Raw genomic sequence first — 23448 nt, forward strand, 5'->3', positions numbered from 1 at the left:
AGACAGAGAGGGAGGACACCATGTCGGAAAAAAGAGTTCAGCCTTTGGCACGTGATGCAATGGCCTATGTCCTCGCAGGCGGCAGAGGAAGCCGCCTGAAGGAGCTGACGGACCGCCGGGCAAAACCCGCCGTCTATTTCGGCGGCAAGGCGCGCATCATCGATTTTGCGCTTTCCAACGCGCTCAATTCCGGCATTCGCCGTATCGGCGTCGCCACGCAATACAAGGCGCACTCCCTCATCCGCCACCTGCAGCGCGGCTGGGACTTCTTCCGTCCCGAGCGTAACGAAAGCTTCGATATTCTGCCGGCCTCCCAGCGCGTGTCCGAAACGCAATGGTATGAAGGCACGGCCGACGCCGTCTACCAGAACATCGACATCATCGAGCCCTATGCGCCGGAATATATGGTCATCCTCGCCGGCGACCATATCTACAAAATGGACTACGAATACATGCTGCAGCAGCATGTCGATTCCGGTGCCGACGTGACGATCGGCTGCCTTGAAGTACCACGCATGGAAGCGACCGGCTTCGGCGTGATGCATGTGAATGAAAAAGACGAGATCATCGATTTCATCGAAAAACCGGCCGATCCGCCGGGCATTCCCGGCAATGAGGGTTTCGCGCTCGCCTCCATGGGCATCTATGTCTTCCACACGAAATTCCTGATGGAAGCCCTGCGCCGCGATGCCGCCGACCCGACCTCCAGCCGCGACTTCGGCAAGGACATCATTCCCTATATCGTCCAGCACGGCAAAGCCGTCGCCCATCGCTTCGCCGATAGCTGCGTGCGTTCGGATTTCGAGCATGGCCCTTACTGGCGCGACGTCGGCACCATCGACGCCTATTGGCAGGCCAATATCGACCTGACGGATGTGGTGCCGGACCTCGATATCTACGACAAGTCCTGGCCGATCTGGACCTATGCGGAAATCACCCCGCCGGCGAAATTCGTGCATGATGATGAGAACCGCCGCGGTTCGGCCGTGTCATCGGTCGTCTCCGGCGACTGCATCATTTCCGGCGCCTCGCTCAATCGCAGCCTCTTGTTCACAGGCGTGCGCGCCAATTCATACTCCCGCCTTGAGAATGCCGTAGTACTGCCGAGTGTGAAGATCGGGCGTCATGCCCAGCTCAGCAATGTCGTCATCGACCATGGCGTGGTCATTCCGGAAGGACTGATTGTAGGAGAAGACCCAGAACTGGATGCCAAACGTTTCCGCCGCACCGAAAACGGCATTTGCCTTATCACCCAATCGATGATCGACAAGCTGGACCTGTAGAGCCGATGAATGTCCTTTCGGTTTCATCCGAAATCTATCCCCTGATCAAGACCGGAGGGCTCGCCGACGTTGCCGGCGCGCTCCCCATCGCGCTGGAAGCCCATGGCGTCAAGACGCGCACATTGATACCCGGATATCCGGCGGTAAAAGCCGCCGTGACGGACCCCGTAAAATGTTTCGAATTTACCGATCTGCTCGGCGAAAAAGCCGATGTGCTCGAAGTGCGGCATGAGGGGCTCGACCTCCTCATTCTCGATGCGCCCGCCTATTACGAGCGCTCCGGCGGCCCCTATCTCGACCAGACCGGCAAGGATTACCCTGACAACTGGAAGCGTTTCGCGGCGCTGTCGCTGGCTGCCGCCCGCATTGCCGCCGGCGCGCTTCCCGGCTGGCGGCCGGATATGGTGCATGCCCATGACTGGCAGGCCGCGATGGCGCCGGTCTATATGCGTTATGCTGAGACGCCGGAGATTCCGAGCCTTCTCACCATCCACAACATCGCCTTCCAGGGCCAGTTCGGCGCGAATATTTTCAGCAAGCTTGGCCTGCCCGCCCATGCCTTCGGCATGGAAGGCATCGAATATTACAACGATGTGAGTTTCCTGAAGGGCGGCCTGCAGACGGCGACGGCGCTCAGCACCGTCAGCCCGTCCTATGCCGAGGAAATCCTCACCCCGCAATTCGGCATGGGCCTGCACGGCGTCATCGGCAGCCGCGCCCATGTGCTGCACGGCATCGTCAACGGCATCGATGCCGATGTCTGGAACCCGGCAACGGACCATCTGATCCACGACAATTATTCAGCCGCCAATCTCAAGAACCGCGCGCTGAACAAGAAGGCGGTGGCCGAACATTTCCGCATCGATGATGATGACAGCCCGCTTTTCTGCATCATCTCCCGCCTCACCTGGCAGAAGGGCATCGATCTCATGGCCGAAGCTGTGGACGAGATCGTTTCCCTCGGTGGCCGCCTCGTGGTGCTGGGCGCAGGAGAAGTGGCGCTGGAAGGCGCGCTTCTGGCGGCCGCATCCCGCCACCATGGCCGCGTCGGTGTTGCCGTCGGTTATAACGAGCCGCTGTCGCATCTGATGCAGGCGGGCTGCGATGCGATCATCATTCCCTCGCGTTTCGAACCCTGCGGCCTCACCCAGCTTTACGCGCTGCGCTACGGCTGCATTCCGGTCGTCGCCCGCACCGGCGGCCTTGCCGACACGGTGATCGACGCCAACCATGCCGCCATCGCCAATAAATCGGCGACCGGCGTGCAATTCTCACCCGTCACGCTCGATGGTCTGAAACAGGCGATCCGCCGGACCGTCCGTTATTACCACGACCCGAAACTATGGACACAAATGCAGAAACTCGGAATGAAATCCGACGTTTCCTGGGAAAAGAGTGCCGGCCTTTACGCCGCGCTTTACAGCCAGCTTATTTCGAAAGGCCATTGAAACAATGATCAAGACCGTTCAGACGAAGCCCTATCAGGACCAGAAGCCGGGCACTTCAGGCCTGCGCAAGAAGGTGCCAGTCTTCGCCCAGGAAAATTACGCCGAGAACTTCATCCAGTCGATCTTCGACGCGCTTGAGGGCTTTCAGGGCCAGACGCTGGTGATCGGCGGCGACGGCCGTTATTACAACCGCGAAGTCATCCAGAAGGCGATCAAGATGGCCGCCGCCGCCGGTTTCGGCAAGGTTCTGGTCGGTCAGGGCGGCATTCTTTCCACGCCAGCCGCCTCCAACGTCATCCGCAAATACAAGGCTTTCGGCGGCATCGTGCTCTCCGCCAGCCACAACCCCGGCGGACCGAACGAAGATTTCGGCATCAAATACAATATCGGCAATGGCGGCCCCGCACCGGAAAAGATCACCGATGCGATCTATGCGCGCTCGAAGGTCATCGACAGCTATAAAATCTCCGACGCCGCCGATATCGATCTCGACAAGGTGGGCAACTTCAAGGTGGACGAACTGACGGTCGAAGTGATCGACCCGGTTGCCGATTACGCCGCCCTGATGGAAGAGCTGTTCGATTTCGCCGCCATCCGCGCGCTGATCGCCGACGGTTTCAAGGTCGTGGTCGACTCCATGAGCGCCGTCACCGGCCCCTATGCCGTGGAAATCATCGAAAAGCGCCTCGGCGCGCCGAAGGGTTCCGTCCGCAACGCAACGCCGCTGCCGGATTTCGGTGGCCATCATCCCGATCCGAACCTTGTCCACGCCAAGGAGCTTTATGACGACGTCATGAGCCCGGAAGGCCCCGATTTCGGCGCCGCTTCCGATGGCGACGGCGACCGCAACATGGTGGTCGGCAAGGGCATGTTCGTCACCCCGTCCGACAGCCTCGCCGTCATCGCGGCCAATGCCAAACTGGCCCCCGGTTATGCCGCCGGCATTTCCGGCATCGCCCGCTCGATGCCGACGAGTGCTGCAGCCGACCGTGTCGCCGAGAAGCTCGGGCTTGGCATGTATGAAACGCCGACCGGCTGGAAATTCTTCGGCAATCTCATGGATGCCGGCAAGGTGACGATCTGCGGCGAAGAAAGCTTCGGCACCGGCTCCAACCATGTGCGCGAAAAGGACGGCCTGTGGGCCGTGCTCTACTGGCTGAACATCGTCGCCGCGCGCAAGGAAAGCGTGAAGGACATCGTCACAAAGCACTGGGCCGAATATGGCCGCAACTATTATTCCCGCCACGACTATGAAGAAGTGGATTCGGACGCCGCCAACACGCTGGTCGCCACCCTGCGCGAAAAACTCGCCACGCTTCCCGGCACCAGCTATGGCAATCTGAAGGTCGCGGCGGCGGATGATTTCGCCTATCACGATCCGGTCGATCAGTCGGTCAGCAAAAATCAGGGCATCCGCATCCTGTTCGAAGGCGGCTCGCGCATCGTGCTGCGCCTTTCCGGCACGGGCACTGCGGGCGCCACGCTTCGCCTTTATGTCGAGCGTTACGAACCGGATGCGGCCCGTCACGGCATCGAAACGCAGGAGGCGCTCGCCGATCTGATTTCCGTTGCCGATACGATCGCCGGCATCAAGGCCCATACCGGCCGCAACGCACCGAGCGTTATTACGTAAGGGCTTGCCGCCCGCTCATGAGGGACGCACTGAAAGCGTTCCTCACTCGGCCTTGCCTCCCTTTTCCATTCTGGAAGAGAAACACCATTTCCCGGAGAGACAGACCATGCAGACACCTTCCGTTTTCCCCAAAGGTGCAATCCAGACGGAAAACGGAACGGAATTCACGGTCTATTCCCGGCACGCCTCGCAGATCGATCTCTGCCTTTTCGATGCGAAGGGCGAAAAAGAAACGGCCCGTTTGCCGATGGCGCGCGGTGAAGATGACGTTCACCGGTTGACCGTCTCCGACGCCGGCCCCGGCACACGATACGGCTTTCGCGCTCACGGCATTTACGCCCCCGAACACGGCCTCTGGTTCGATCCTGCGAAACTGCTGCTCGACCCCTATACCACGGAGATCGACCGCCCCTTCCGGCACGATCCAGCGCTTTACGCCTTTGGTGCGGAGACCGGCGGGATCATGCCGAAGGCGATCCTTTCGCAGCATGAGCCGGTCCGGCGTCAACCGCCGCTTTTTGCCGAAGGCGGACTGATTTACGAACTGGCGGTCAAATCCTTCACCCGGCTGCACCCTGAAGTGCCGGAAGAGATCAGGGGCACCGTTGCCGCACTTGCCCATCCCGCCATTGTCGCGCACTTGAAAAAAATCGGTGTCGATGCGGTGGAGTTGATGCCGATCACCGCATGGATCGATGAGCGCCACCTGCCGCCACTCGGCCTTTCCAATGCCTGGGGTTATAATCCCGTCGGCTTCATGGCGCTCGATCCGCGCCTCTGCCCCGGCGGCGTGCGGGAATTGCGGGATACGGTTGCGGCGCTGCATGCGCAAGGCATCGGCGTCATTCTCGATCTGGTCTTCAACCATACGGGCGAAAGCGATATCGAAGGTTCTATCCTGTCGTTGCGTGGGCTCGATAACCTCACCGCCTTCCGCCACCCACCGGGAAAGCCGGGTGTGCTGGTCAACGATACCGGCACTGGCAACACGGTCGCCTGCGACCATCCCTATATTCGCCAGCTCATCATCGATTCCCTCAGACATTTCGTTCTGAATACCGGCGTCGACGGCTTCCGCTTCGACCTCGCGCCCGTGCTCGGGCGAACGGCCAATGGCTTCGACATGGCAAGCGAAACGCTCGCGGCCATGCATTCGGACCCGGCACTTTACGACCGCCTGCTGATCGCCGAACCATGGGATATCGGCCCCGGCGGATATCAGCTCGGCAATTTCCCCGAAAGCTTTCTGGAATGGAACGACCGCGCCCGCGACGATATGCGCCGCTTCTGGCGCGGCGACGCCGGCACCACCGGGGCGCTGGCCGATGCGCTTTCCGGGTCTTCGCCGATCTTTTCCCGCCATGGCCGCCTAAACAGCCGCAGCGTCAATTTTCTCGCCGCCCATGACGGTTTCACCCTGTTCGATCTCGTCAGCCACGAACACAAGCACAATGAAAAAAACGGCGAGAACAATCGCGACGGCCATAATGAAAACCACTCCTGGAACAATGGTTTCGAAGGCCTGACGGATGATCCTGCCATTGTCGCCGCCCGCATTGCGGATGTAAAGGCGCTGCTTTCCACCCTGTTCGTCAGCCGCGGCGTCTTGATGCTGACCGCTGGCGATGAGGGTGGCCGCAGCCAGCAGGGCAACAACAACGCCTATTGTCAGGACAATGACATCACCTGCGTCGACTGGTCATCGCTTGTCCCCGAGCTGATCGATCACACGGCGTTTCTCGCAGCGCTTCGCAAACGCTTCAGCGTCTTTTCTCAGACCGGTTTCTTCTCTGGTCGCGGCGACGTGACATGGCTTGCCCCGGGCGGGGAGCCCATGACAGTCACCGACTGGGAAAGGCCGGATGGGCCTTCCTTCGCCATGCTGCTTTCCACCCCGGACCGGGAGGCTGGCAAGGAGGCCGAGCTTGCCGTGCTCATCAACCGCAGCCGGGAAATCGTGCCTTTCACCCTGCCCGGCGACGACTGGCGCGCGATCGGCACGGACTTCGGCAATCCCGCATTCCTGCCGGCCCGTTCGGTGGTGTTTTATCTGAGAGCAAAACCATCGAATTGACCGGGAGTATGCTGTCCCCGACAAGACGGCGGGAACAGCAGGGTCAGACACGGCTCACGCCGAGGCCGGTGTCGCTGTCGCAATGCCCTCCAGACAAAGCCAATGGTGCATGCGCTCCGGCCAATGCAACATTCTGGGCGGAGGGAAATCCGCCTCCCCGAAACAGCCAGCGGAAACGGAAATCGCGCCGGCCAATGCCTCGGCGCTCATAAAGACGACCGTTCCGCAATCGGTGCAAAAGTGCTGCTCAAGCCAGCGCCCCGATGTTCCCGTGCGCCGCCATGCCTTCGTATCGCCCCTTCGCCTGATGATCGCAGTCTCCGGATAGATGGCGCGATAGGCGAAGGCCGTGCCGGTGCAACGCTGACATTCGTTGCAGGCGCAGGCATAGACCGATCGCGGCTCGCCGTTCAGTTCAAGTTCCACGTTTCGGCAGGAACAGCTTGCCTTGCGCAGCTTATGCATTCGCCACACAAACATCTGGTTTCATGATGTCTCTCTTTGCTAGATATCTCTCTCAAGGTTTGGGCGAGCGCTCGCGGTGAAACTATCGTTTTCACACGGCGCCATGAAGTACGCACCTTGAGGTTCGTGCCTAAATCTGTCAGGAGGCGACACATGACCAGCGGCCAGAAGGGCGATACCGAAGAATGCGGCTTTGCCGGAGCCTTGAAGGCAATCGGTGGCAAATGGAAACCGTCACTCTTGTGGTCCCTGCATATTCGGCCGCATCGTTTCTCCGAACTGCGGCGATCCTTGCCGGGTATCAGCGAAAAGGTTCTCACCCAGCATCTGCGGCAAATGGAGAGCGACGGGCTGATCAGCCGCCATGATTATGGTGAAGTGCCGCCACGGGTCGAATATTCAATCACACCGCACGGCTTCAGCTTGAACGACGCTGTCACCGCCATGTCAAAATGGGGTAAGCAGCATGAAAACTGGAAATCGCAGAGAACGACCGAACCATTGACGAGGTAACATGGCAAAAGACATAGGGCTGGCGGAGATGAAAAATCTGGTCGGCACGGAAATGGGCGTTTCCGACTGGATCATGGTCGACCAGGCGATGATTGACGCCTTCGGAAAAGCGACGTTGGATGAGCAGTTCATCCACACCGACCCGGAACGCGCCAAAGCGGAAAGTCCGTTTGGCGGCACCATCGCGCATGGGTTCCTGACGCTGTCCCTGCTGTCGGCGCTGAATTACGATGCCCTGCCCCGCATCCGCGAACAGACCATGGGCATCAATTACGGCTTCGATGCCGTGCGCTTCGTCACACCGGTCAGGAGCGGCGCGCGGGTGCGTGGCCGTTTCACGCTGGCGGAAGCGCGGTTTCGCGGCGCGGCGATGCTGATGACGACCTATGATGTGACGGTGGAAATCGAAAACGAGAAGAAGCCGGCGCTCACCGCCCGCTGGACCACCATCAGCCAGTTCAACCCGGAAGACAGGCCGGAAGACGGCTGAGACCGGGCACATGCCCGCCGCCACGCTGCAAATCTGGCAATGCGGCGGGAAGGTCGGGAATGGTGCGAGGGGGGGTAGTTCCGCCAGATGAGGAGGGTTTGCCTCCTCATCCGGCTTTTAGGGGTCTCTTCTCCCCGGCGGGGAGAAGAGAGAAGCCATAAGCTTCGTGCGAGATTGCGCTGCAGTCGGACACGATCCGCGTTTAAACCGCTACGTCCGCAGCCGCCTCCTGCAACAGCCCGCCAACATATTCGGCAAAAGAGCGCCAGCATTCCACCCGGAACGTATCGTCCGCCGTGCGCAGCAACACCACCTCCGCCTTGCCGAAAACAGTTCGCGAGCAGGCGCCGACCGGGAACCTTGTCAGGGAAAGATCCTGCGGGCAGCCGGCATTGAGTGCCGCTTCCGCACCGGGACCGGAGACGATGATGGCCGTGTTACGGTGGGAAATATCGGTTGCCGAAAACAGGCCGGAAACGCCGGAGAGCACCGCCATCAGGTCGCTTTCACCCTGATCGATCACCAGCCATTCATCCGGGCCGAGCCACAAAGCGGATCGCAGGCCCGAGGTGACGGAGCTTTTCGGGCCGGTGGGCAGGGCAAGACCGAGCGCTTCCGACAGGGCCGTCACGGCACTTTCCCGGGCGCGCAGCGACAACCGCGAGGCGGAGGCGGCCGGTTTCAGCGAAACGAAGGGCGAGCCGCCGTGAAAATCCTCAAGCACGGATTTGCGTTTTGCGTGAAGTTTGTCAGCCATTGAGACGGGCTCCTTCCTTGTCGAGGAAGACCATGTCGGTCACTTCGACGGCAATGGTTTTATCGGCGAGCGGAATGTAGAGCGTTTCGCCCATGCGCGCCCTGCCATCCGCCACCAGCGCGAAAGCGATGGAATGGCCGAGATTTTCCGACCAATAAGCGGAGGTGACATGGCCGAGCATGGTCATGGGTTTCGGCTGGTTCGGATCGACGACGATCTGGCCGCCCTCGTCCGGAACGGTCAGCCGGTCCTTCGTTTTCAGACCCACCAGCTGCTTGCGGCCGGAGCGCGTGAGATCGGGGCGTTTGAGGCCACGAATGCCGACGAAATCCGTTTTCTTCTTGGAAACGGCCCAGGCAAGCCCGGCATCGTCAGGTGTCACCGTGCCGTCCGTATCCTGCCCGACGATGATATAGCCCTTTTCCGCACGCAGGATATGCATGGTCTCGGTGCCATAAAGGCAGCCGCCGACGGCTTCCGCCCTTTCGCGGATCGCCGACCAGACGGCTGCGCCATAATCGGCCGGAACGTTGATTTCGAAACCGAGCTCGCCCGTGAAAGACACGCGGAAAAGCCGTGTCGGCACGCCGCAGAAGGTGCCTTCAGCCACCGCCATATGCGGGAAGGCCTCCGGCGAGAGATCGATGCCCTCGACGAAGGGAGCGATAACCTCACGCGCCTTCGGCCCCTGCACGGCAATCACGGCCCATTGTTCGGTGGCCGAAGTGAGCCAGACATTGAGGTCGGGGAATTCGGTCTGGAGATAATCCTCCATGTGCTGGAGAACGCGCGGCGCGCCGCCCGTCGTCGTCGTCACATGGAAACGATCTTCGGCAAGACGGCCGACAACACCGTCATCGTAAACAAAGCCGTCTTCGCGGGTCATGATGCCGTAACGGCAGCGGCCGGGTTTCAGCGTGTCCCAGGCATTGGTGTAGATGAGGTTCAGGAACTTCGCCGCATCCGGGCCGACCACTTCGATCTTGCCGAGCGTGGAGGCATCGAAAACGCCGACGCTTGTCCGAACGGTCTTGCATTCGCGGTTGAGCGCCTCATGCATGTCCTCGCCCGCCCGCGGGAAGAACCAGGCGCGTTTCCAGTTGCCGACATCCTCGAACACCGCACCGGCCGCAAGTTCTTCCTCGTGCATCGGCGTCTTGCGGGCCGGGTCGAACAGTGCGCCGCGCGAATGATTGATAAGCGTGCCGAAGGTGACCGGCGTATAGGGCTGGCGGAAGGTGGTGAGCCCGACCTTGGGCAAGTCCCGGCCGAGCGCTTCAGATGCGATGGCAAGGCCATGCATATTGGACATCTTGCCCTGATCGGACGCCATGCCATTGGTGGTGAAGCGCTTGATATGCTCGACGGAATGCATGCCCTCGCGCACGGCAAGGCGGATATCCTTGGCGCAGACATCGTGCTGGAAATCGATGAAGGCCTTGACGCCGGTGCCCTCACCCGCGCCTTCGGCCGCACCGATCATACCGCCGGTCCAAATCCTGGCATTCTCGCCGGAAAACTCCACGACGCCGCCACCGGCAGCCGCAGCCTCGGCGATCAGCACGGAAAGATCGTCCGTGCCGTTGCAGGCGCCGATGGAAACACCATTCTGCACATGGATATCGGGCAGGAAACGCTGGTTAGCCGCGTCAAACTTCAGCTTGCCACGCGATTGCGAGAAGAGATGCACCGAAGGCGTCCAGCCGGCGGAAACGACAAGCGCGTCGATGGCGATCTTGCGCTTGTTGGAGCCGCCATTGCGGCCAACGGTCATGGAAGACACACGCAGGCGGCCGGCGGTGTTGTAGACGCTATGGCCAGCCAGCACTTCGATGCCGAGCGCCCGCGCCTCATCCAGCAGGCGCTGATCCGGGTTCTCGCGGCAATCGACGATGGCAGCGATCTTCACCCCGGCCTTTTTCAGATCGAAGGCCGTCTCATAGGCCGAATCATGGGCAGTGTAGACCCCGACATTGTGGCCGACGGCCACACCGTACTGGTTGAGATAGGTGCGTGCGGCCGAGGCCAGCATGATGCCGGGGCGGTCATTATTGGCAAAGACCATGTGGCGCTCGATCGCACCCGCCGCCAAAACGACCTTTTTGGCGCGCACCTGCCACAGCCGCTCGCGCGGCTGGTGTCTGGCGGGCGTGGCGAGATGATCGGTCACCCGCTCGGCCAGCGCCACGAAATTGTGGTTGTAATAACCAAAAGCGGTGGTGCGGGTCAGAACCCGCACATTGGGCAGGGACTTCAGTTCGGCAAAAACCTTTTGCGCCCATTCGTAACCGGGCAGGCCGTCGATGACAGTACCAGTGTCGAAACGCAGCGCGCCGCCGACTTCGGCATTTTCATCCACCAGAATGACGCTGGCGCCGGTTTTCGCGGCAGCAAGCGCCGCCGTCAGACCAGCGACGCCGGCACCGGCCACCAGCACGTCACAATGGGCGTAGCGGCCGGAATAATGATCCGCATCCGGCTCGCCCGGCGCCTTGCCGAGACCGGCGGCGCGGCGGATCAGCGGTTCGTAAATCCTGTGCCAGGCGGCCTTCGGCCACATGAAGGTTTTATAATAAAAACCGGCCGCGAACATCGGCGACAGGAGGTCGTTGATCGCGCTCAGATCGAAGGATAGCGACGGGAAACGGTTCTGCGAGGCGATGATCGCGCCGTCGAACACTTCCTGCACCGTGGCACGCACATTGGGCTGCTTGCGCAGGCTGTCGCGGGAAACGTCGATCAGCGCATTCGGCTCTTCCGGCCCGGCGGACAGGAAGCCGCGCGGCCGGTGATATTTGAACGAGCGGCCGATCAGATGCACGCCATTCGCCAGAAGCGCGGAGGCGACCGTGTCCCCCTCCAGCGCCTGATAAATCTTGCCATCGAAGGTGAAGCGCGCGGTTCTGGCCGGGGTGAGACGACCGGCCCCCTTGATACGATAATCGCCGCTCATTGCCCGGCTCCCTTTTCTGCGGAAAGGACCGTTTCAGCGTCCGGCTTCGGTTCACCTGCCTTGTAGGTCATCAGGAATTTGTCGCTGACCGAATCGCGGGCGGCGTTGAAGAAGCGGCCGCAGCCGTGAATATGACGCCAGCGCTCGAAAACGAGGCCCTTGTCATTGTCGCGGATGAAGAAATAGTCAGCGAAGGCCTCGTCGGAAATATCGGCGATGTTTTCCGGCCGGGCAATATGGGCTTCGCCCGCCCAGCGGAATTCCAGTTCGGAACGGTCTTCCCCGCAATAGGGGCAATGGATCAGAAGCATCGTCGCTCCACCTAGAGAGAATTTTCCGGAAGCGCTGTTCCGGCGGGTTGGTCACACAGCCGCTTTCCCATGGCTACGAAAGGGGAAAGCCGCTTTAAAAGCTGCTCGAAATTATCGAAAGGGCGTAGCGCCGAGGCCCGGCCCATATTGACGATGGCAACCGCCATCATGTCGGTGTCGATCGCGAAGGGGTAATCCTGCTCGCCATCCTCCTTCTCGCCGACAAAATAAACCATTTTGTTCGCGAGACTCGGAGCACAGAGAAGCAGGCCTTTTTCCGCCATGAAGGGCCAGTCTTTCTCACCCTGCATCTTCGCAATCTTCTGGCTGCGAAAATCCCTGGCCTCGGGAATGACGCTGCCGACGGGCACGGCCACAGCCGCGCCTGATATGGTGATCGCAAGCATGGCCGCCGCCAGCATCAATGCGCCACCGCGGCAGCGGCAGCCTCATCGATAAGACGGCCGGTGCGGAATCGGTCGAGCGTCAGCCCCGCCGCCAGACGATGCGGTTCGCCCCGCGCAATGAGATGCGCGAAAAGATTCGCCGAACCCGGCGTCGCTTTGAAGCCGCCCGTGCCCCAGCCGCAATTGACAAAGAGGTTCGGCACCGGCGTCACGCTCTGGATCGCCGAGCGGTCGGGCGTGTTATCGGTGATGCCGCCCCATTGCCGCATCATCTTGACGCGGCGGAAAATCGGGAACAGCTCGCAGATGGCGTCCAGCGTATGAGTGATGATCTGCAGGCCGCCGGTCTGGGAATAGGAGTTATATTGGTCGGTGCCGGCGCCGATGACCAGCTCGCCCTTGTCGGATTGCGAAATATAGGCGTGGACCGTGTTGGACATGACCACGCAGGGGAAGATCGGCTTCAGCGGCTCCGACACCAGCGCCTGCAGCGGGTTGGAATGCAGCGGAACGCGCACATCCGCCATTTTCATGATGACGGAGGAATGACCGGCGGCGGAAACGCCGATTTTTTTCGCGCCGATGAAACCGCGATTGGTCTCCACACCCGTCACCGCCCCGTCCGGTCCACGGCGAATGCCCGTGACCTCGCAGTTCTGGATGATGTGCACGCCGCGGTCGGAGGCCGCGCGGGCATAACCCCATGCAACGGCATCGTGGCGCGCCGTGCCGCCGCGGCGCTGCAGGGCAGCGCCGTTGATCGGATAACGCGCATTGCCTGATATATCGAGCGGCGGGCAATAGGCTTTCGCCTGCTCCGGCGTCAGCCACTCATTATCTATGCCGTAGAGACGATTGGCATTGATATGGCGGCTAAAGGATTGCCGGTCATGGATATTGTGCGACAGCATCATCACGCCGCGCGCCGAATACATGACGTTGTAATTGAGATCCTGGCTCAGGCCTTCCCACAGTTTCAGGGAATGCTCATAAATATCCATGCTCTCTTCATAGAGATAGTTGGAGCGGATGATGGTGGTGTTGCGGCCGGTATTGCCGCCGCCGAGCCAGCCTTTTTCCAGAACCGCGACATTGGTGATGCCGTGCTCCTTGGCAAGATAATAGGCGGCACCGAGACCATGGCCACCGCCGCCGATGATGATGACATCGTAATCCTTGCGCGGCTCGGGTGAGGACCATTGCGCATCCCACCCCTTGTGACCCCTGAGCGCCTCGCGCGCCACGGCGAAAACGGAATATTTGCGCATTCGCAGTCTGCTCCTTAAGAACCGGCCTGATGCCGGAAGCATGGTTCCGGCCCGTATCATACACATGGCAAATCGGGATGGGAGGCAATATCCATTTTGCGACGCCGCAATGCTTTTGTTTCGACATCGCAGGCACAATGCCGGGGAGGCTGCATTTTACAGGCTGATTATGCGCTACCGGCTGGACTTGCTGCAAATGATCTGTTATTGCACGTCACCAATCGCCCGGCTCGACAGCCGAACGAACGATTTTTTATTTGCGTGCGAATACCTTATTCACATAGCAAATTAACCAAACCAAAGGAACGGGATTCACGTGCAGGTACTAGTCCGCGACAATAACGTTGATCAGGCGCTCCGCGCCCTGAAGAAAAAGATGCAGCGCGAAGGCATTTTCCGTGAAATGAAAATGCGCGATTACTACGAAAAGCCCTCCCAGAAGCGCGCTCGCGAAAAGGCTGAAGCCGTTCGCCGCGTTCGCAAGCTGGCACGCAAGCGTGCACAGCGCGAAGGTCTGGTTGCAGGCCCCCGCGCAGGCCGTTAATAGGCCGTCTTTTGGACGTTTTTGAATGCTTGTTGGGCGGGGGCGATCAATTCGCCGCCGCTCTTTGTGTTTGTGGCCGGAGAACGCTCTTGAAAACGACCGTGAGACCGGCCTGCGAGGGAACCCACACCGAATGATCGCTGTCGACGCCTGTGTTGTGAAAAACTCCGATGCCTCCACGCGCCGGGTGCCATTGAAAAACAACAGAGGGTTCCGCGCTTCTCTGGTCGTCTGTACCGTCCTTGCCGGTCTTTCCGGCTGTGCGACATCCAACCAGACGGAAGATGTCTTCAGGATCGACCGTGCCCAGGGTTCGCAGGAAAACATCGCCTCGCTCACCTCGGTCATCAACGCCAATCCGCAGGATCCCGAAGGCTATAACGTCCGTGGCTCGGCTTACGGCCGCGCCGGCGATTCGCGCCGCGCCATCGAGGATTTCAACAAGGCGCTGCAGCTCAACCCGCGCTTTTATCAGGCCTATGCCAACCGCGCGCTGGTCTATCGCAACTCCGGGCAGCAGCAGCAGGCCCTGCAGGACTACAACGCCGCCCTGCAGATCAATCCGAGCTACGATGTGGCGCTGATCGGCCGTGGCAATCTTTACCGCCAGTCCGGCCGTGTGAACGAAGCCTTCAACGATTTCTCCCGCGCCATCGAGCTTGAAACCACCGACGGACGCGCCTGGCACAATCGCGGCCTGATCTACCAGCTGCGCAACCAGCATGCCCAGGCCATCGAGGACTTCTCCAAGGCAATCTCGTTGTCATCGACATCGCCGGAGCCCTATAACGGCCGCGGCCTTTCCTATGTCGCGCTGAATGACGACGAAAACGCCTTCGCGGATTTCAACCACGCCATTTCGCTTGACGACAAGGTGGCGGAATCCTGGGCCAACCAGGCGCTGGTCTATGAGCGTCGCGGCGAGATGGCCAAGGCCGCCAAGTCCTATTCGCACGCGGCACGGCTCGATCCGAAATACAAGCCGGCGCTCGATGGCGTTGCCCGCACACGCGGCGCCAGCGCTTCCTGAAGCCAGAAAAAGGCTAACAAAAAAGCCGGCGGTGCAAGGCACCCGCCGGCTTTTTTATGGGAAAAGCGCAGGCCTCAATGGCTGTCGCGGCGCGCCTCGGGGGCGGCGGCACCCGACCACAATTCGGCCTGCACGGCGTTTTGAAATTCCATGACCTCGCGCCGCATGGCAGCGTCCTCATAGCCCAATCCCGTCAGATAGGCGGCCAGCTCGCGGCATTCCCTGCGCCAGAAATCATTCGCCTCCACACCATGCAGACGGTCAAGCATGGTTGCGCACCGTTTTACATCGGCAATGCGGTTCTTTGCCGGAAAGGCGATTACTTCTGAACTCGTCGTCACGCGGGCACCCTGCTCTTCGAGGAATCAATACCGACTTTTTAAAGGCGAGATGGTTAACGAAGTCTGCAGAGCGATGGAGACAGCCGGTAAAGGCCGGCCGGAGAGCGATTCTTCGCCTGTTCGGAGCGCAAAATCATGTTTCAAGGTCGCCCCGACCAGGAGGAATCATCGATTACTAAGGAATTTACCAATCAAGATTACCGAAATTTCATGCCGCGGCAGATAGAAGAAGTATATGTGTGTTGAAACAACACCAGTCTCATCGTATATTTCTTGCAAAGAAAAAAAATGCCGCAGCGCAGCCATAAATGGAGAAATCGTTCTCGGGAGGAGAGCACCATGTATGCACCTCGTGTTTTTTTCAGCATGATCGGTGCATTGCTTGCCTTTGCGGTTGCCACATACTTCATTCACGGATCTTTCTATACGGCATTCATCCAGACGCTCATCTGTGCCGTCATTCTGCAAATCGGTTATTTTATTGCGATTCTCGTGCTCGTTGCCCGCGAGAAGCGGCGGATGCGGGAAACCTTCGCGCGCGAGCGCGGCGCCGAGACACTGCAGGCCGACACGGCCAAGAGCCCGCCGCCGCATGGCGCCAAACTGACGGATATGTAGGCTTCAGGCGCCGGCTTTTATTGCGTCGCAAAAAAATCGCTTGCATCCACACCCATGACACTTTCTGCTGGCCAAATCCTGACGGTTCGTCAAAGCAGAAGGACAACACATGGTGAGCGGTTCACAGCCCATTTGCGTCATCATCGCTGCGAAAAATGCATCCGAAACGATCGATATCGCCATACGCTCCGCACTTGTCGAGCCGGAGGTCGCCGAAGTCGTGGTCATCGACGACGGTTCCACCGATACGACAAGCGATGTGGCACATGCGGCCGATGACGGTACCGGCCGTTTGCGGGTCGTGCGATTCGAGGTCAATCGTGGCCCCTCGGCTGCACGCAACCATGCGATTTCGATTTCATCGGCACCGCTCATCAGCATTCTCGATGCGGACGACTTCTTTTTCCGGGGCCGTTTCGCCGCCATGCTGGCCGATGACGACTGGGACCTCGTGGCCGACAATATCGCCTTCATCCAGCAGTCGGTTCCGGGCGCCTCCTCCATGCAGCCTGCCCGTTTCGAACCCCAGGCCCGCTATCTGTCACTCACGGAATTCGTGGAAGGCAATATTTCCAGGCCCGGCATCGAGCGTGGGGAAACCGGGTTTCTGAAACCGGTGATACGCCGCGCTTTTCTCGACAAACATGCGCTGCGTTATGACGAAGCCATGCGGCTCGGTGAGGATTACGAGCTTTACGTGCGCGCACTTGCCGCCGGCGCCCGTTACAAGGTAATCCGCCATTGCGGTTACGGCGCGATCATACGCGGCAACTCGCTGAGCGGCCGCCACAGCACCGAGGATCTCCGCCGCCTATACGAGGCGGACAAGGCCATACTGGCCGGCTGCAGGCTTTCCGCTGCGGAAACCGCGATCCTGCGCGAACACGAAAAACACATCCGTGCCAAATTCGAGCTTCGCCATTTCCTCGATGCGAAAAAGCAGAAGGGCATGGGCGGCGCGCTGAGCCACGCCCTTACGCGGCTGCCCGCCTTGCCCGCCATAACGCGCGGTATCTGGACCGACAAGACAGCCCGATTCCGTAAATCCCCGCCGGTGCGGGATGTGCGTTATCTGCTGGACGGTACGCCGGTTTCGTAGGGGCAGATTCACTGCTGCAAGAACGACGACAAGTCCGCCTTTCGTTCCTCCGTCATGCCGGTCCCCGGAACTAGCCCGAGGATGATCCGGCATCCAGCCACGGCGCGTCTGCGCCGTGAAAGAGTCTTTCGCGATCAATGACTTGATCGCGCTGGACCCCGGATCAAGTCCGGGGTGACGGCCTGCGGATTTTCCGCTTTCGCCAAACACATAGGTGCCGCTACACCTTGTCCCTGGCGCGAAAGGAAGCACAACCGCCGACTATGTTAGATCACCCTCAGAGATAATCCCGCTTTACCGTTTCCAGAACGGCGGCAAAGCGCTCCTTGCGCTCCTCCAGCCGGCCATCCGGGCTAAGGCGCGGTTCCGCGCGGCTTGCCTGCCAGAGCGCCAGCGTGGAAGGCGCGGCCAGCACCTGCTTGGCCAATTTGCGCAATGACCGGGACTGCGTTTCCTGCGGCCGCACCAGCACGTCGCCCTCATGCGCCGAGCCCTCATGCGCCGGAACGGAACCGGTCTCGGCAATGACGGGGCCGGGCGGCGGCGGGAAGCTCATGCCCCAGAAGCGCGAGCCCTTTTTCGCCGCCTCGGCGCGGGTCGAAACCGGCACGTAACGCGGCTGATATTCGACACCCACGCTGCCGGCCCAGTCGCTCCATTTGAAGCTGTTGATCGACGGCGAGGTGCTGACCGCGACCCATGGCACGCGGAAGGCATCGGCAAGGATTGCGCCATGCATGGATTCTGCGACGATGAATTCCGACTGGGCGATGGCGCGGATCACCGCTTTTGCCTCGCCACGCGGGTCGAGATAGGTCAGCCCCGCTGGTTCACAGACGGTTTCCCACATGCCGAATTCCGCCGATTCCCAATGGGGAACGAAGGTCTTTTTGTAGAGCTTCGGCAGACCTTTGAAATCAGGCATCTCGGTGACCATGACGGCCGGGTCGACGATGCCCTTTTCAGGCGCGAGCCCCAGTTTGGCGGCGGTTTTTTCGCCGCGCACGCAGCGAATATCCCAGAACTCGGTGCTGGTATCCGGCACCGCGCCATAACCATAGCCGCTGCCGATCACCAGCTTGCGCTGCCTTGCGGGCAAAAGAACGTCGTTCAGCACGGTGCCGACGCCGACGAGCATGACATCGTCATGCACATCGCGCAGGCCCGGAAGCAGAAAATCCCACAGCCACAGGTTGAGATCGTCACCGAAATTTCCGTGATGAGATTCCCAGTGGTAAGGTTTCATGAGGTCACTCCTGGGTGAAAAAACATATAAATTCTTGCGGGCGAGAATTCGCTCATCTGGAGCGCACGATTTTTCCAGCACCGAGTTCAAACGCGGCGCGCAGCAGTGCCGGATCGCGCATCGCCCATTTCAGGAGTAGCCCGAATTCGGGCGCCTTGCGCCGTTTCAGATTGCCCGCCTGGCTCCACAGCGCCTGTTTACGCGCCGTGTTTTTATAGGAAGCGATGGAGGCGACATCGTCCGGCCGGCGTGAAAAACGCCCCTCCAGCGTATCGAGCGCCACCCAGGTATTGAACTGCTGGCGCAGGAATTCCGGCGAGGTATTGTCGATGCTGTGGAAGATATTGACGCCCATGCCGCGCATCGCGCCGGCGTCGTCACACAGAAGCGTGCGCTTCGATGCGAGGATGGAATCGCAGAAAAACAGCACGTCTTCCGCCGCCAGACGAAGCGCCGGGTCGAAGCGGATTTTCTCAAAAAGAGCACGGCCGATCACCATGCAGGAGAGATGCAGGAAGCTCCAGTTGCGCAGCATGACGCTGGCGAGATCCGGCAGTTCGATCACCAGCGGCTTCTCGGAAAGACGTGCCGCGCCCTCATTCTTCTCCAGTTCGGAAATGGCGAAATGATAATAAAATTCGTCACTTGCCTGCATGGATGCCCAGTAGCACTCACCGCCATAGGTCTGAAGCGCGAAGGCCGCATTCTGCAGGTGGTCGGGTGTCCAGATATCGTCGGAATCAAGAAAAGCGACATAGTCGGTGCCGTCAGGCACATTGTCCAGACCGGTGTTGCGGGCGCCGCCCGGGCCGGCATTGGCCTGCTTAATGACGAGAATCCGGTCTTTCTCACCCTGCGAAAGTTCCGCAAGTTCCTGATCGATCGGGTATGGCGATTCGTCATCGACGATGACAAGATCGAAATCCTGGTAAGTCTGCGCAAAAACCGATGCGAGTGCACGTCCAAGGACACCGTGCTGCTTTTGGTAGTAGGGAATGACGACAGTAAATCTTGCCATTGTTTCGCCCCTTGCGTTGATCAAGAAGTGTCGGGCCCGATCCTAAAAGCGGCCCCGATGGTATCGGCAACTCCCAACCGGCTTTCCTCCCGCCGGCCTCCAGAAACAGGATGCTTGTATGCCCCCAGCGCCAAATGTAAAGACCATCACCACGAATGTCGGCTGGAGCGTTTTATCAAAAACAGGGACATTCGGGCTTAAATTTGTCACGGTCCCCATTCTCGCAAGACTGCTTTCCCCGGAGGAATTCGGGGTGGTGGCGGTAGGACTAACGGTTGTACAGTTTCTGACGATGATCGCCGGCGCGGGGCTGACCTCTGCCCTCATCGTCGAAAAGGAAGAGGATATGGAAACGATCCATACCGTCTTCTGGGCCAATCTGGCGATCTCCTGCACCATGGCCGCCGCCCTCTACATCTGGGCGGAGTTTTTCGGCGGGCTGCTGGGCGCGGTGGAAAGCGCTTACCTGCTGCGCATCATGGCGTTCCTCATTCCGCTGCAGCTTGCCGGCGATGTCGCTTATTCGCTGCTCGCCCGGCGCATGAATTTCAGCAAGGACGCGCTCTGGAGCATGGCGTCTGAAAGCATCGCGGCCATCGTCGCGGTGGCGCTCGCCTTCATGGGCTTCGGCGTCTGGGCGCTGATCATCCAGCTTTTTGCCGCGGCCCTCATCCGGCTTGTCGGGCTTTATGCCGTTTCCCGCTATTGCCCGCGCTTCGTCATGAAACCGCGCCGGCTGGTGCCGCTTCTCGGCTTCAGTTCGGGGCTGATGGGCTCGGAAATCGCCAATTTCGTCACCTTCCAGTCGCCGATGGTGGTCATTGCCCGACACCTCGGCCTGGCGGATGCCGGCGCCTATTCCGCCTCCAACCGCTTTGCCAGCATTCCCAATCAGGTGGTTCTGTCGGCCGTCATGGGCGTTCTGTTTCCCGCCTTCAGCCGCATGATGGACGATCCGCAGCGCCGGCGCGATGCGCTGATGTTCAGTACGCAGGTGCTGACCGTGCTCTTGGCACCGATGATGTTCGGCCTCTGGGCGGTGGCGGAGCCGGCCATGCTTGTCATCTTCGGGCAGAACTGGGCCTATGCCTGGCCTGTCCTCGGTCTGCTCGCCCTGTCCAAGGCCATTCTGACGCCGTGCAGCACCTTCATCCCGTATTTGAAGGGTGCAGGTTACGGCCGCGTGCTGTTCTGGTCGGCGACGATCCGCGCCATCGTCACCACCGTCGCGGTCTGGCTCGCAGCACTTTATGGCACCCTGATCGACGCGATGGTGTGGCTCTGCATCGTCAATGCGGTAACGCTGGTCGCCTATTCCTGGGCGGTGTTCAAGGCAAGCGACACGCCGTTTTTCCGCGGCCTTTATGTCAGCAGCAGGCCGATGATCGCGGCGCTCATCATGGCCGTTGCGGTGCGCTATCTGCTGCACATTCTGGCTGAGCGCATTCCTAATGCCACCCTTCAGGTCCTCATCGGCGCTGCCGTCGGCGGCCTCATCTATGCGGTGCTGATCCTGCTGACCGAACGGGCGCTGCTCGGGAAAATTCTCGGAATGGTCAAATCGCGGCGCATGCGGGGAACTGCAACCCAAGGTTAGTCAAGCCACAGGAAAACGCGCCTCATTTCTGCCGTTAACCAACCTTTTCCGCGGTGATTTCCCTCACCGCGGCAAGGTCGGATAGCCGTTCATTTTGCAGCGCAGCATCACGACAAATGACATTTTCACACGCTTGAGCGATTTTTAATATTGTCCAGATTTATGAAAAAATAAGTTATATCAGTATCTTGATTTTTCGAAGCGGCGAGAATGGCCGAAACGCCAGACATTCACCCGCAAAATCTAAGCTTGTGTTTTTCCCGCGTCGCCACATTTTATCCCAAAGTCGAAACCAGACTTTCCAGTGCGGGCTTAAGTTCGCTCTGGTTGCAACGCGGCGTGGGTGGACGCCGCCCAATAGGGGTGACTGATGTGACTGTCGATCAGAACCTATCCTCCCGTATCAATTTGATGCGCATATTGCTGATTTCAGGAATCGTGTTCGTTCATGTGCCGCACGATGCCGAAACCAGCCCGTTTCTCGGCCTTTACGGCTTCTTCGACTGGCTGCGGGTTTTCCTGGGCGATGCGCTGTTCCGCATCGGCGTGCCCTGTCTCAGCGCCATTTCCGGCTACCTGCTGTTTCGCCGCGGCATGAGCGGTTTCGATTATCCCGCGACGATCCGTTCCAAGTCGAAAACCGTGCTGCTGCCCTTCCTTCTGTGGAATGGAGCGCTGTTTGCCGCCGTGCTGCTGATCCAGCTGTTCGATGTCGGCGTCGGTTATTTCCCCGATCTGTGGAATGCCAGCCCGCGTGAAATCATCAGCCATGGAACAGCGCTTGAGGAACTGCCGGTGAATGTGCCGCTGTATTTCCTGCGCGATCTCTTCGTCTGCATCCTGCTGTCGCCGGTGCTCGCTTTTCTGATGCGCCGTTTCGCGCTGCCGACACTTGCCATCCTGCTCGTCATCACCGCCATGCCTGACCTGACGATCTTCATCGTCCAGAAGAAATCCATCCTCTTCAGCTTTTCGCTCGGCATCGCGCTCGCGTTGCACCGGGTCGATGTCAAGGCGCTTGATCCCTACGCCTTGCCCATCATGGTGCTGACCTTCGCCGCCTCCGCCATATTGGCCACCGGCCTTTATTTCACCGGCCCGGAATTCACCTTCTGGCTGAACATCTCACGCAATCTGCTCGCGGTCTTCGGCGCGCTCGGTTTCTGGGTTTCCTCCGCCATCCTGATCCGCAGCCGGCTGGGTCAGCGACTTGCCGAAACCGGCAGCCTGAGCTTCTGGATTTTCTGCGCTCATTACCCCTTGCTCGTGATCATGTGGATGATCTGGAACAAGGGCGGGCCGGACTTCTATCCTGCCTTCTATATCAGCGCGACGCTTTCCGCCTTCGTCATTCTGGTGATCAGCAATGCCCAGATCCGCAAATACCTGCCCGCCGTTTATGCCGTGCTGACCGGAAGCCGCAGCGGCAAACGCAAGGCCAGCGCCGAACTCACGGCAAAACGGCCCGCCACGATAGGCCCGCCGAAATCCGAAACGCTTTATTCGCAACGACAGAGGTGAACCAATGACAACATTTGTCACCCGCGTTCAGACACGCATTTTTCTTGCCGCAGCCCTTTCGGCCACCGCTTTTGCAGCACCGGTCCATGCGCAGGAAGGCAACGGCACATCCTTCATCGAGAATTTCGATTCCATGGACCGGTCCTTCTGGTACGTCTCAGACGGCTGGAACAACGGTTCGCATCAGAATTGCACCTGGTCGAAGAAACTGGCGACGGTGGAAAACGGCCAGCTCACGCTCGGTTTCGAGGAAGCCAAGGCTGGCGATCGCAACTTCGCCTGCGGCGAGATCCAGACCAAGGGGCGTTATCGCTACGGCACCTATGAGGCACGGATGAAGGCCGCCACCGGCTCGGGCCTGAACTCCGCCTTTTTCACCTATATCGGCCCGACCGACAAGAAGCCGCATGATGAAATCGACTTCGAGGTTCTGGGCAGGAATACGGGCCAGGTGCAGCTCAACCAGTATATTTCCGCCAAGGGCGGCAATGAGAAGCTGGTGCCGGTGGAAGGCGGAGCCGATGCCGGTTTCAACGATTACGCCTTCGTCTGGGAGCCGCAGCGCCTGCGTTATTACGTCAACGGCAAGCTCGTCCACGAAGTGACCGACGAGACGAAAATCCCCCAGAATGCCCAGAAGATTTTCTTCAGCCTGTGGGGCACCGACACGCTGAAGGACTGGATGGGCCGTTTTTCTTATGCCGGACCATCGCAGATGATCGTTGACCGGTTTGCCTTCACGGCGCTCGGCGACAAATGCCAGTTCCCGGAATCCATCGCCTGCGCCCTCAACTGATTTTTTGAACCAAATCGTACGCCGCGGCGTCTCCGA

Annotated in this window: 22 protein-coding genes; 13 read left to right on the forward strand and 9 right to left on the reverse strand. The window is 59.9% G+C overall.

Annotation, left to right across the window (positions count from 1 at the left end; genetic code table 11):
- The first annotated feature begins 20 nt into the window (after positions 1-20).
- From glgC to glgX, 4 genes are all read left to right on the forward strand, one after another.
- Positions 21-1283, forward strand: coding sequence for a glucose-1-phosphate adenylyltransferase (gene glgC / locus JZX88_RS23410; protein WP_065116322.1), 1263 nt, complete (start codon positions 21-23; stop codon positions 1281-1283).
- 5 nt (positions 1284-1288) lie between these two features.
- Entirely contained in the window at positions 1289-2731 is a 1443-nt protein-coding gene (glgA, locus tag JZX88_RS23415; RefSeq protein WP_135398612.1) for a glycogen synthase GlgA, read from the forward strand.
- A 4-nt stretch (positions 2732-2735) separates the two neighbouring features.
- The gene (locus JZX88_RS23420) at positions 2736-4364 is read left to right on the forward strand and encodes an alpha-D-glucose phosphate-specific phosphoglucomutase (RefSeq protein WP_206914907.1); all 1629 of its coding nucleotides are present in this window, start codon (positions 2736-2738) and stop codon (positions 4362-4364) included.
- Between the two features lie 106 nt (positions 4365-4470).
- Positions 4471-6438, forward strand: coding sequence for a glycogen debranching protein GlgX (gene glgX, locus JZX88_RS23425; protein WP_206914908.1), 1968 nt, complete (start codon positions 4471-4473; stop codon positions 6436-6438).
- A 54-nt stretch (positions 6439-6492) separates the two neighbouring features.
- Here the strand turns inward: glgX and JZX88_RS23430 are convergent, their stop codons facing one another.
- Positions 6493-6903: a GFA family protein gene (locus tag JZX88_RS23430; protein ID WP_206914909.1), complete on the reverse strand. Its 411-nt coding sequence runs from the start codon at positions 6901-6903 to the stop codon at positions 6493-6495.
- A gap of 153 nt (positions 6904-7056) precedes the next feature.
- Between JZX88_RS23430 and JZX88_RS23435 the strand changes: the two genes are divergently transcribed.
- The gene (locus JZX88_RS23435; RefSeq protein ID WP_065116318.1) at positions 7057-7416 is read left to right on the forward strand and encodes a helix-turn-helix domain-containing protein; all 360 of its coding nucleotides are present in this window, start codon (positions 7057-7059) and stop codon (positions 7414-7416) included.
- Position 7417: 1 nt separating this feature from the next.
- The gene (locus JZX88_RS23440) at positions 7418-7906 is read left to right on the forward strand and encodes a MaoC family dehydratase (RefSeq protein ID WP_206914910.1); all 489 of its coding nucleotides are present in this window, start codon (positions 7418-7420) and stop codon (positions 7904-7906) included.
- Positions 7907-8108: 202 nt separating this feature from the next.
- Here the strand turns inward: JZX88_RS23440 and JZX88_RS23445 are convergent, their stop codons facing one another.
- From JZX88_RS23445 to JZX88_RS23465, 5 genes are read right to left on the reverse strand one after another with little or no spacing between them, the layout of a single operon-like run.
- Positions 8109-8663, reverse strand: coding sequence for a sarcosine oxidase subunit gamma (locus JZX88_RS23445; protein WP_110759060.1), 555 nt, complete (start codon positions 8661-8663; stop codon positions 8109-8111).
- A complete protein-coding gene (locus JZX88_RS23450) occupies positions 8656-11616 on the reverse strand; it encodes a sarcosine oxidase subunit alpha (RefSeq protein ID WP_206914911.1) in 2961 nt (986 codons plus the stop codon). Before JZX88_RS23450 ends, JZX88_RS23445 begins: the two co-directional genes overlap by 8 nt.
- On the reverse strand, positions 11613-11927 hold the full coding sequence (locus JZX88_RS23455; protein WP_110759057.1) for a sarcosine oxidase subunit delta: 315 nt from the start codon (positions 11925-11927) through the stop codon (positions 11613-11615). Before JZX88_RS23455 ends, JZX88_RS23450 begins: the two co-directional genes overlap by 4 nt.
- Before the next feature lie 11 nt (positions 11928-11938).
- Positions 11939-12349 carry a hypothetical protein gene (locus tag JZX88_RS23460; RefSeq protein WP_065116313.1) on the reverse strand — a complete coding sequence of 137 codons (411 nt, stop codon included), beginning with the start codon at positions 12347-12349 and terminating at the stop codon, positions 11939-11941.
- A complete protein-coding gene (locus tag JZX88_RS23465) occupies positions 12349-13602 on the reverse strand; it encodes a sarcosine oxidase subunit beta family protein (RefSeq protein WP_065116312.1) in 1254 nt (417 codons plus the stop codon). Before JZX88_RS23465 ends, JZX88_RS23460 begins: the two co-directional genes overlap by 1 nt.
- A gap of 316 nt (positions 13603-13918) precedes the next feature.
- Between JZX88_RS23465 and rpsU the strand changes: the two genes are divergently transcribed.
- Together rpsU and JZX88_RS23475 are read left to right on the forward strand one after the other, a co-directional pair.
- A complete protein-coding gene (gene rpsU / locus JZX88_RS26225) occupies positions 13919-14146 on the forward strand; it encodes a 30S ribosomal protein S21 (protein ID WP_003508541.1) in 228 nt (75 codons plus the stop codon).
- Between the two features lie 133 nt (positions 14147-14279).
- Positions 14280-15176, forward strand: coding sequence for a tetratricopeptide repeat protein (locus JZX88_RS23475; RefSeq protein ID WP_110759053.1), 897 nt, complete (start codon positions 14280-14282; stop codon positions 15174-15176).
- A 74-nt stretch (positions 15177-15250) separates the two neighbouring features.
- On the opposite strand, the gene JZX88_RS23480 is transcribed toward JZX88_RS23475, so the two are convergent.
- Positions 15251-15517 (reverse strand): DUF6074 family protein, encoded by a 267-nt coding sequence (locus JZX88_RS23480; protein ID WP_065116310.1) that lies wholly within the window; start codon positions 15515-15517, stop codon positions 15251-15253.
- 339 nt (positions 15518-15856) lie between these two features.
- On the opposite strand from JZX88_RS23480, the gene JZX88_RS23485 reads away from it, so the two are divergent.
- Positions 15857-16135, forward strand: a complete 279-nt coding sequence (locus JZX88_RS23485; RefSeq protein ID WP_065116309.1) for an exopolysaccharide production repressor protein — start codon at positions 15857-15859, stop codon at positions 16133-16135.
- Between the two features lie 109 nt (positions 16136-16244).
- Positions 16245-17234, forward strand: a complete 990-nt coding sequence (locus JZX88_RS23490) for a glycosyltransferase family 2 protein (protein WP_142858621.1) — start codon at positions 16245-16247, stop codon at positions 17232-17234.
- A 277-nt stretch (positions 17235-17511) separates the two neighbouring features.
- Here the strand turns inward: JZX88_RS23490 and JZX88_RS23495 are convergent, their stop codons facing one another.
- The gene (locus JZX88_RS23495; RefSeq protein ID WP_206914912.1) at positions 17512-18480 is read right to left on the reverse strand and encodes a polysaccharide pyruvyl transferase family protein; all 969 of its coding nucleotides are present in this window, start codon (positions 18478-18480) and stop codon (positions 17512-17514) included.
- A 52-nt stretch (positions 18481-18532) separates the two neighbouring features.
- A complete protein-coding gene (locus JZX88_RS23500) occupies positions 18533-19498 on the reverse strand; it encodes a glycosyltransferase family 2 protein (RefSeq protein ID WP_142858617.1) in 966 nt (321 codons plus the stop codon).
- Between the two features lie 118 nt (positions 19499-19616).
- Between JZX88_RS23500 and JZX88_RS23505 the strand changes: the two genes are divergently transcribed.
- The 3 genes from JZX88_RS23505 to JZX88_RS23515 all read left to right on the forward strand — a co-directional run bounded on the left by JZX88_RS23505 (position 19617) and on the right by JZX88_RS23515 (position 23412).
- The gene (locus JZX88_RS23505) at positions 19617-21095 is read left to right on the forward strand and encodes a lipopolysaccharide biosynthesis protein (protein ID WP_142858615.1); all 1479 of its coding nucleotides are present in this window, start codon (positions 19617-19619) and stop codon (positions 21093-21095) included.
- A 372-nt stretch (positions 21096-21467) separates the two neighbouring features.
- On the forward strand, positions 21468-22616 hold the full coding sequence (locus JZX88_RS23510) for an acyltransferase (RefSeq protein WP_077768045.1): 1149 nt from the start codon (positions 21468-21470) through the stop codon (positions 22614-22616).
- A gap of 4 nt (positions 22617-22620) precedes the next feature.
- On the forward strand, positions 22621-23412 hold the full coding sequence (locus JZX88_RS23515) for a glycoside hydrolase family 16 protein (protein ID WP_065116303.1): 792 nt from the start codon (positions 22621-22623) through the stop codon (positions 23410-23412).
- The last annotated feature ends 36 nt before the right edge of the window (positions 23413-23448 follow it).

This window comes from Agrobacterium sp. OT33 (assembly GCF_017313365.1).
In the GTDB taxonomy this organism is placed as follows: Bacteria; Pseudomonadota; Alphaproteobacteria; order Rhizobiales; family Rhizobiaceae; genus Agrobacterium; species Agrobacterium rhizogenes_A.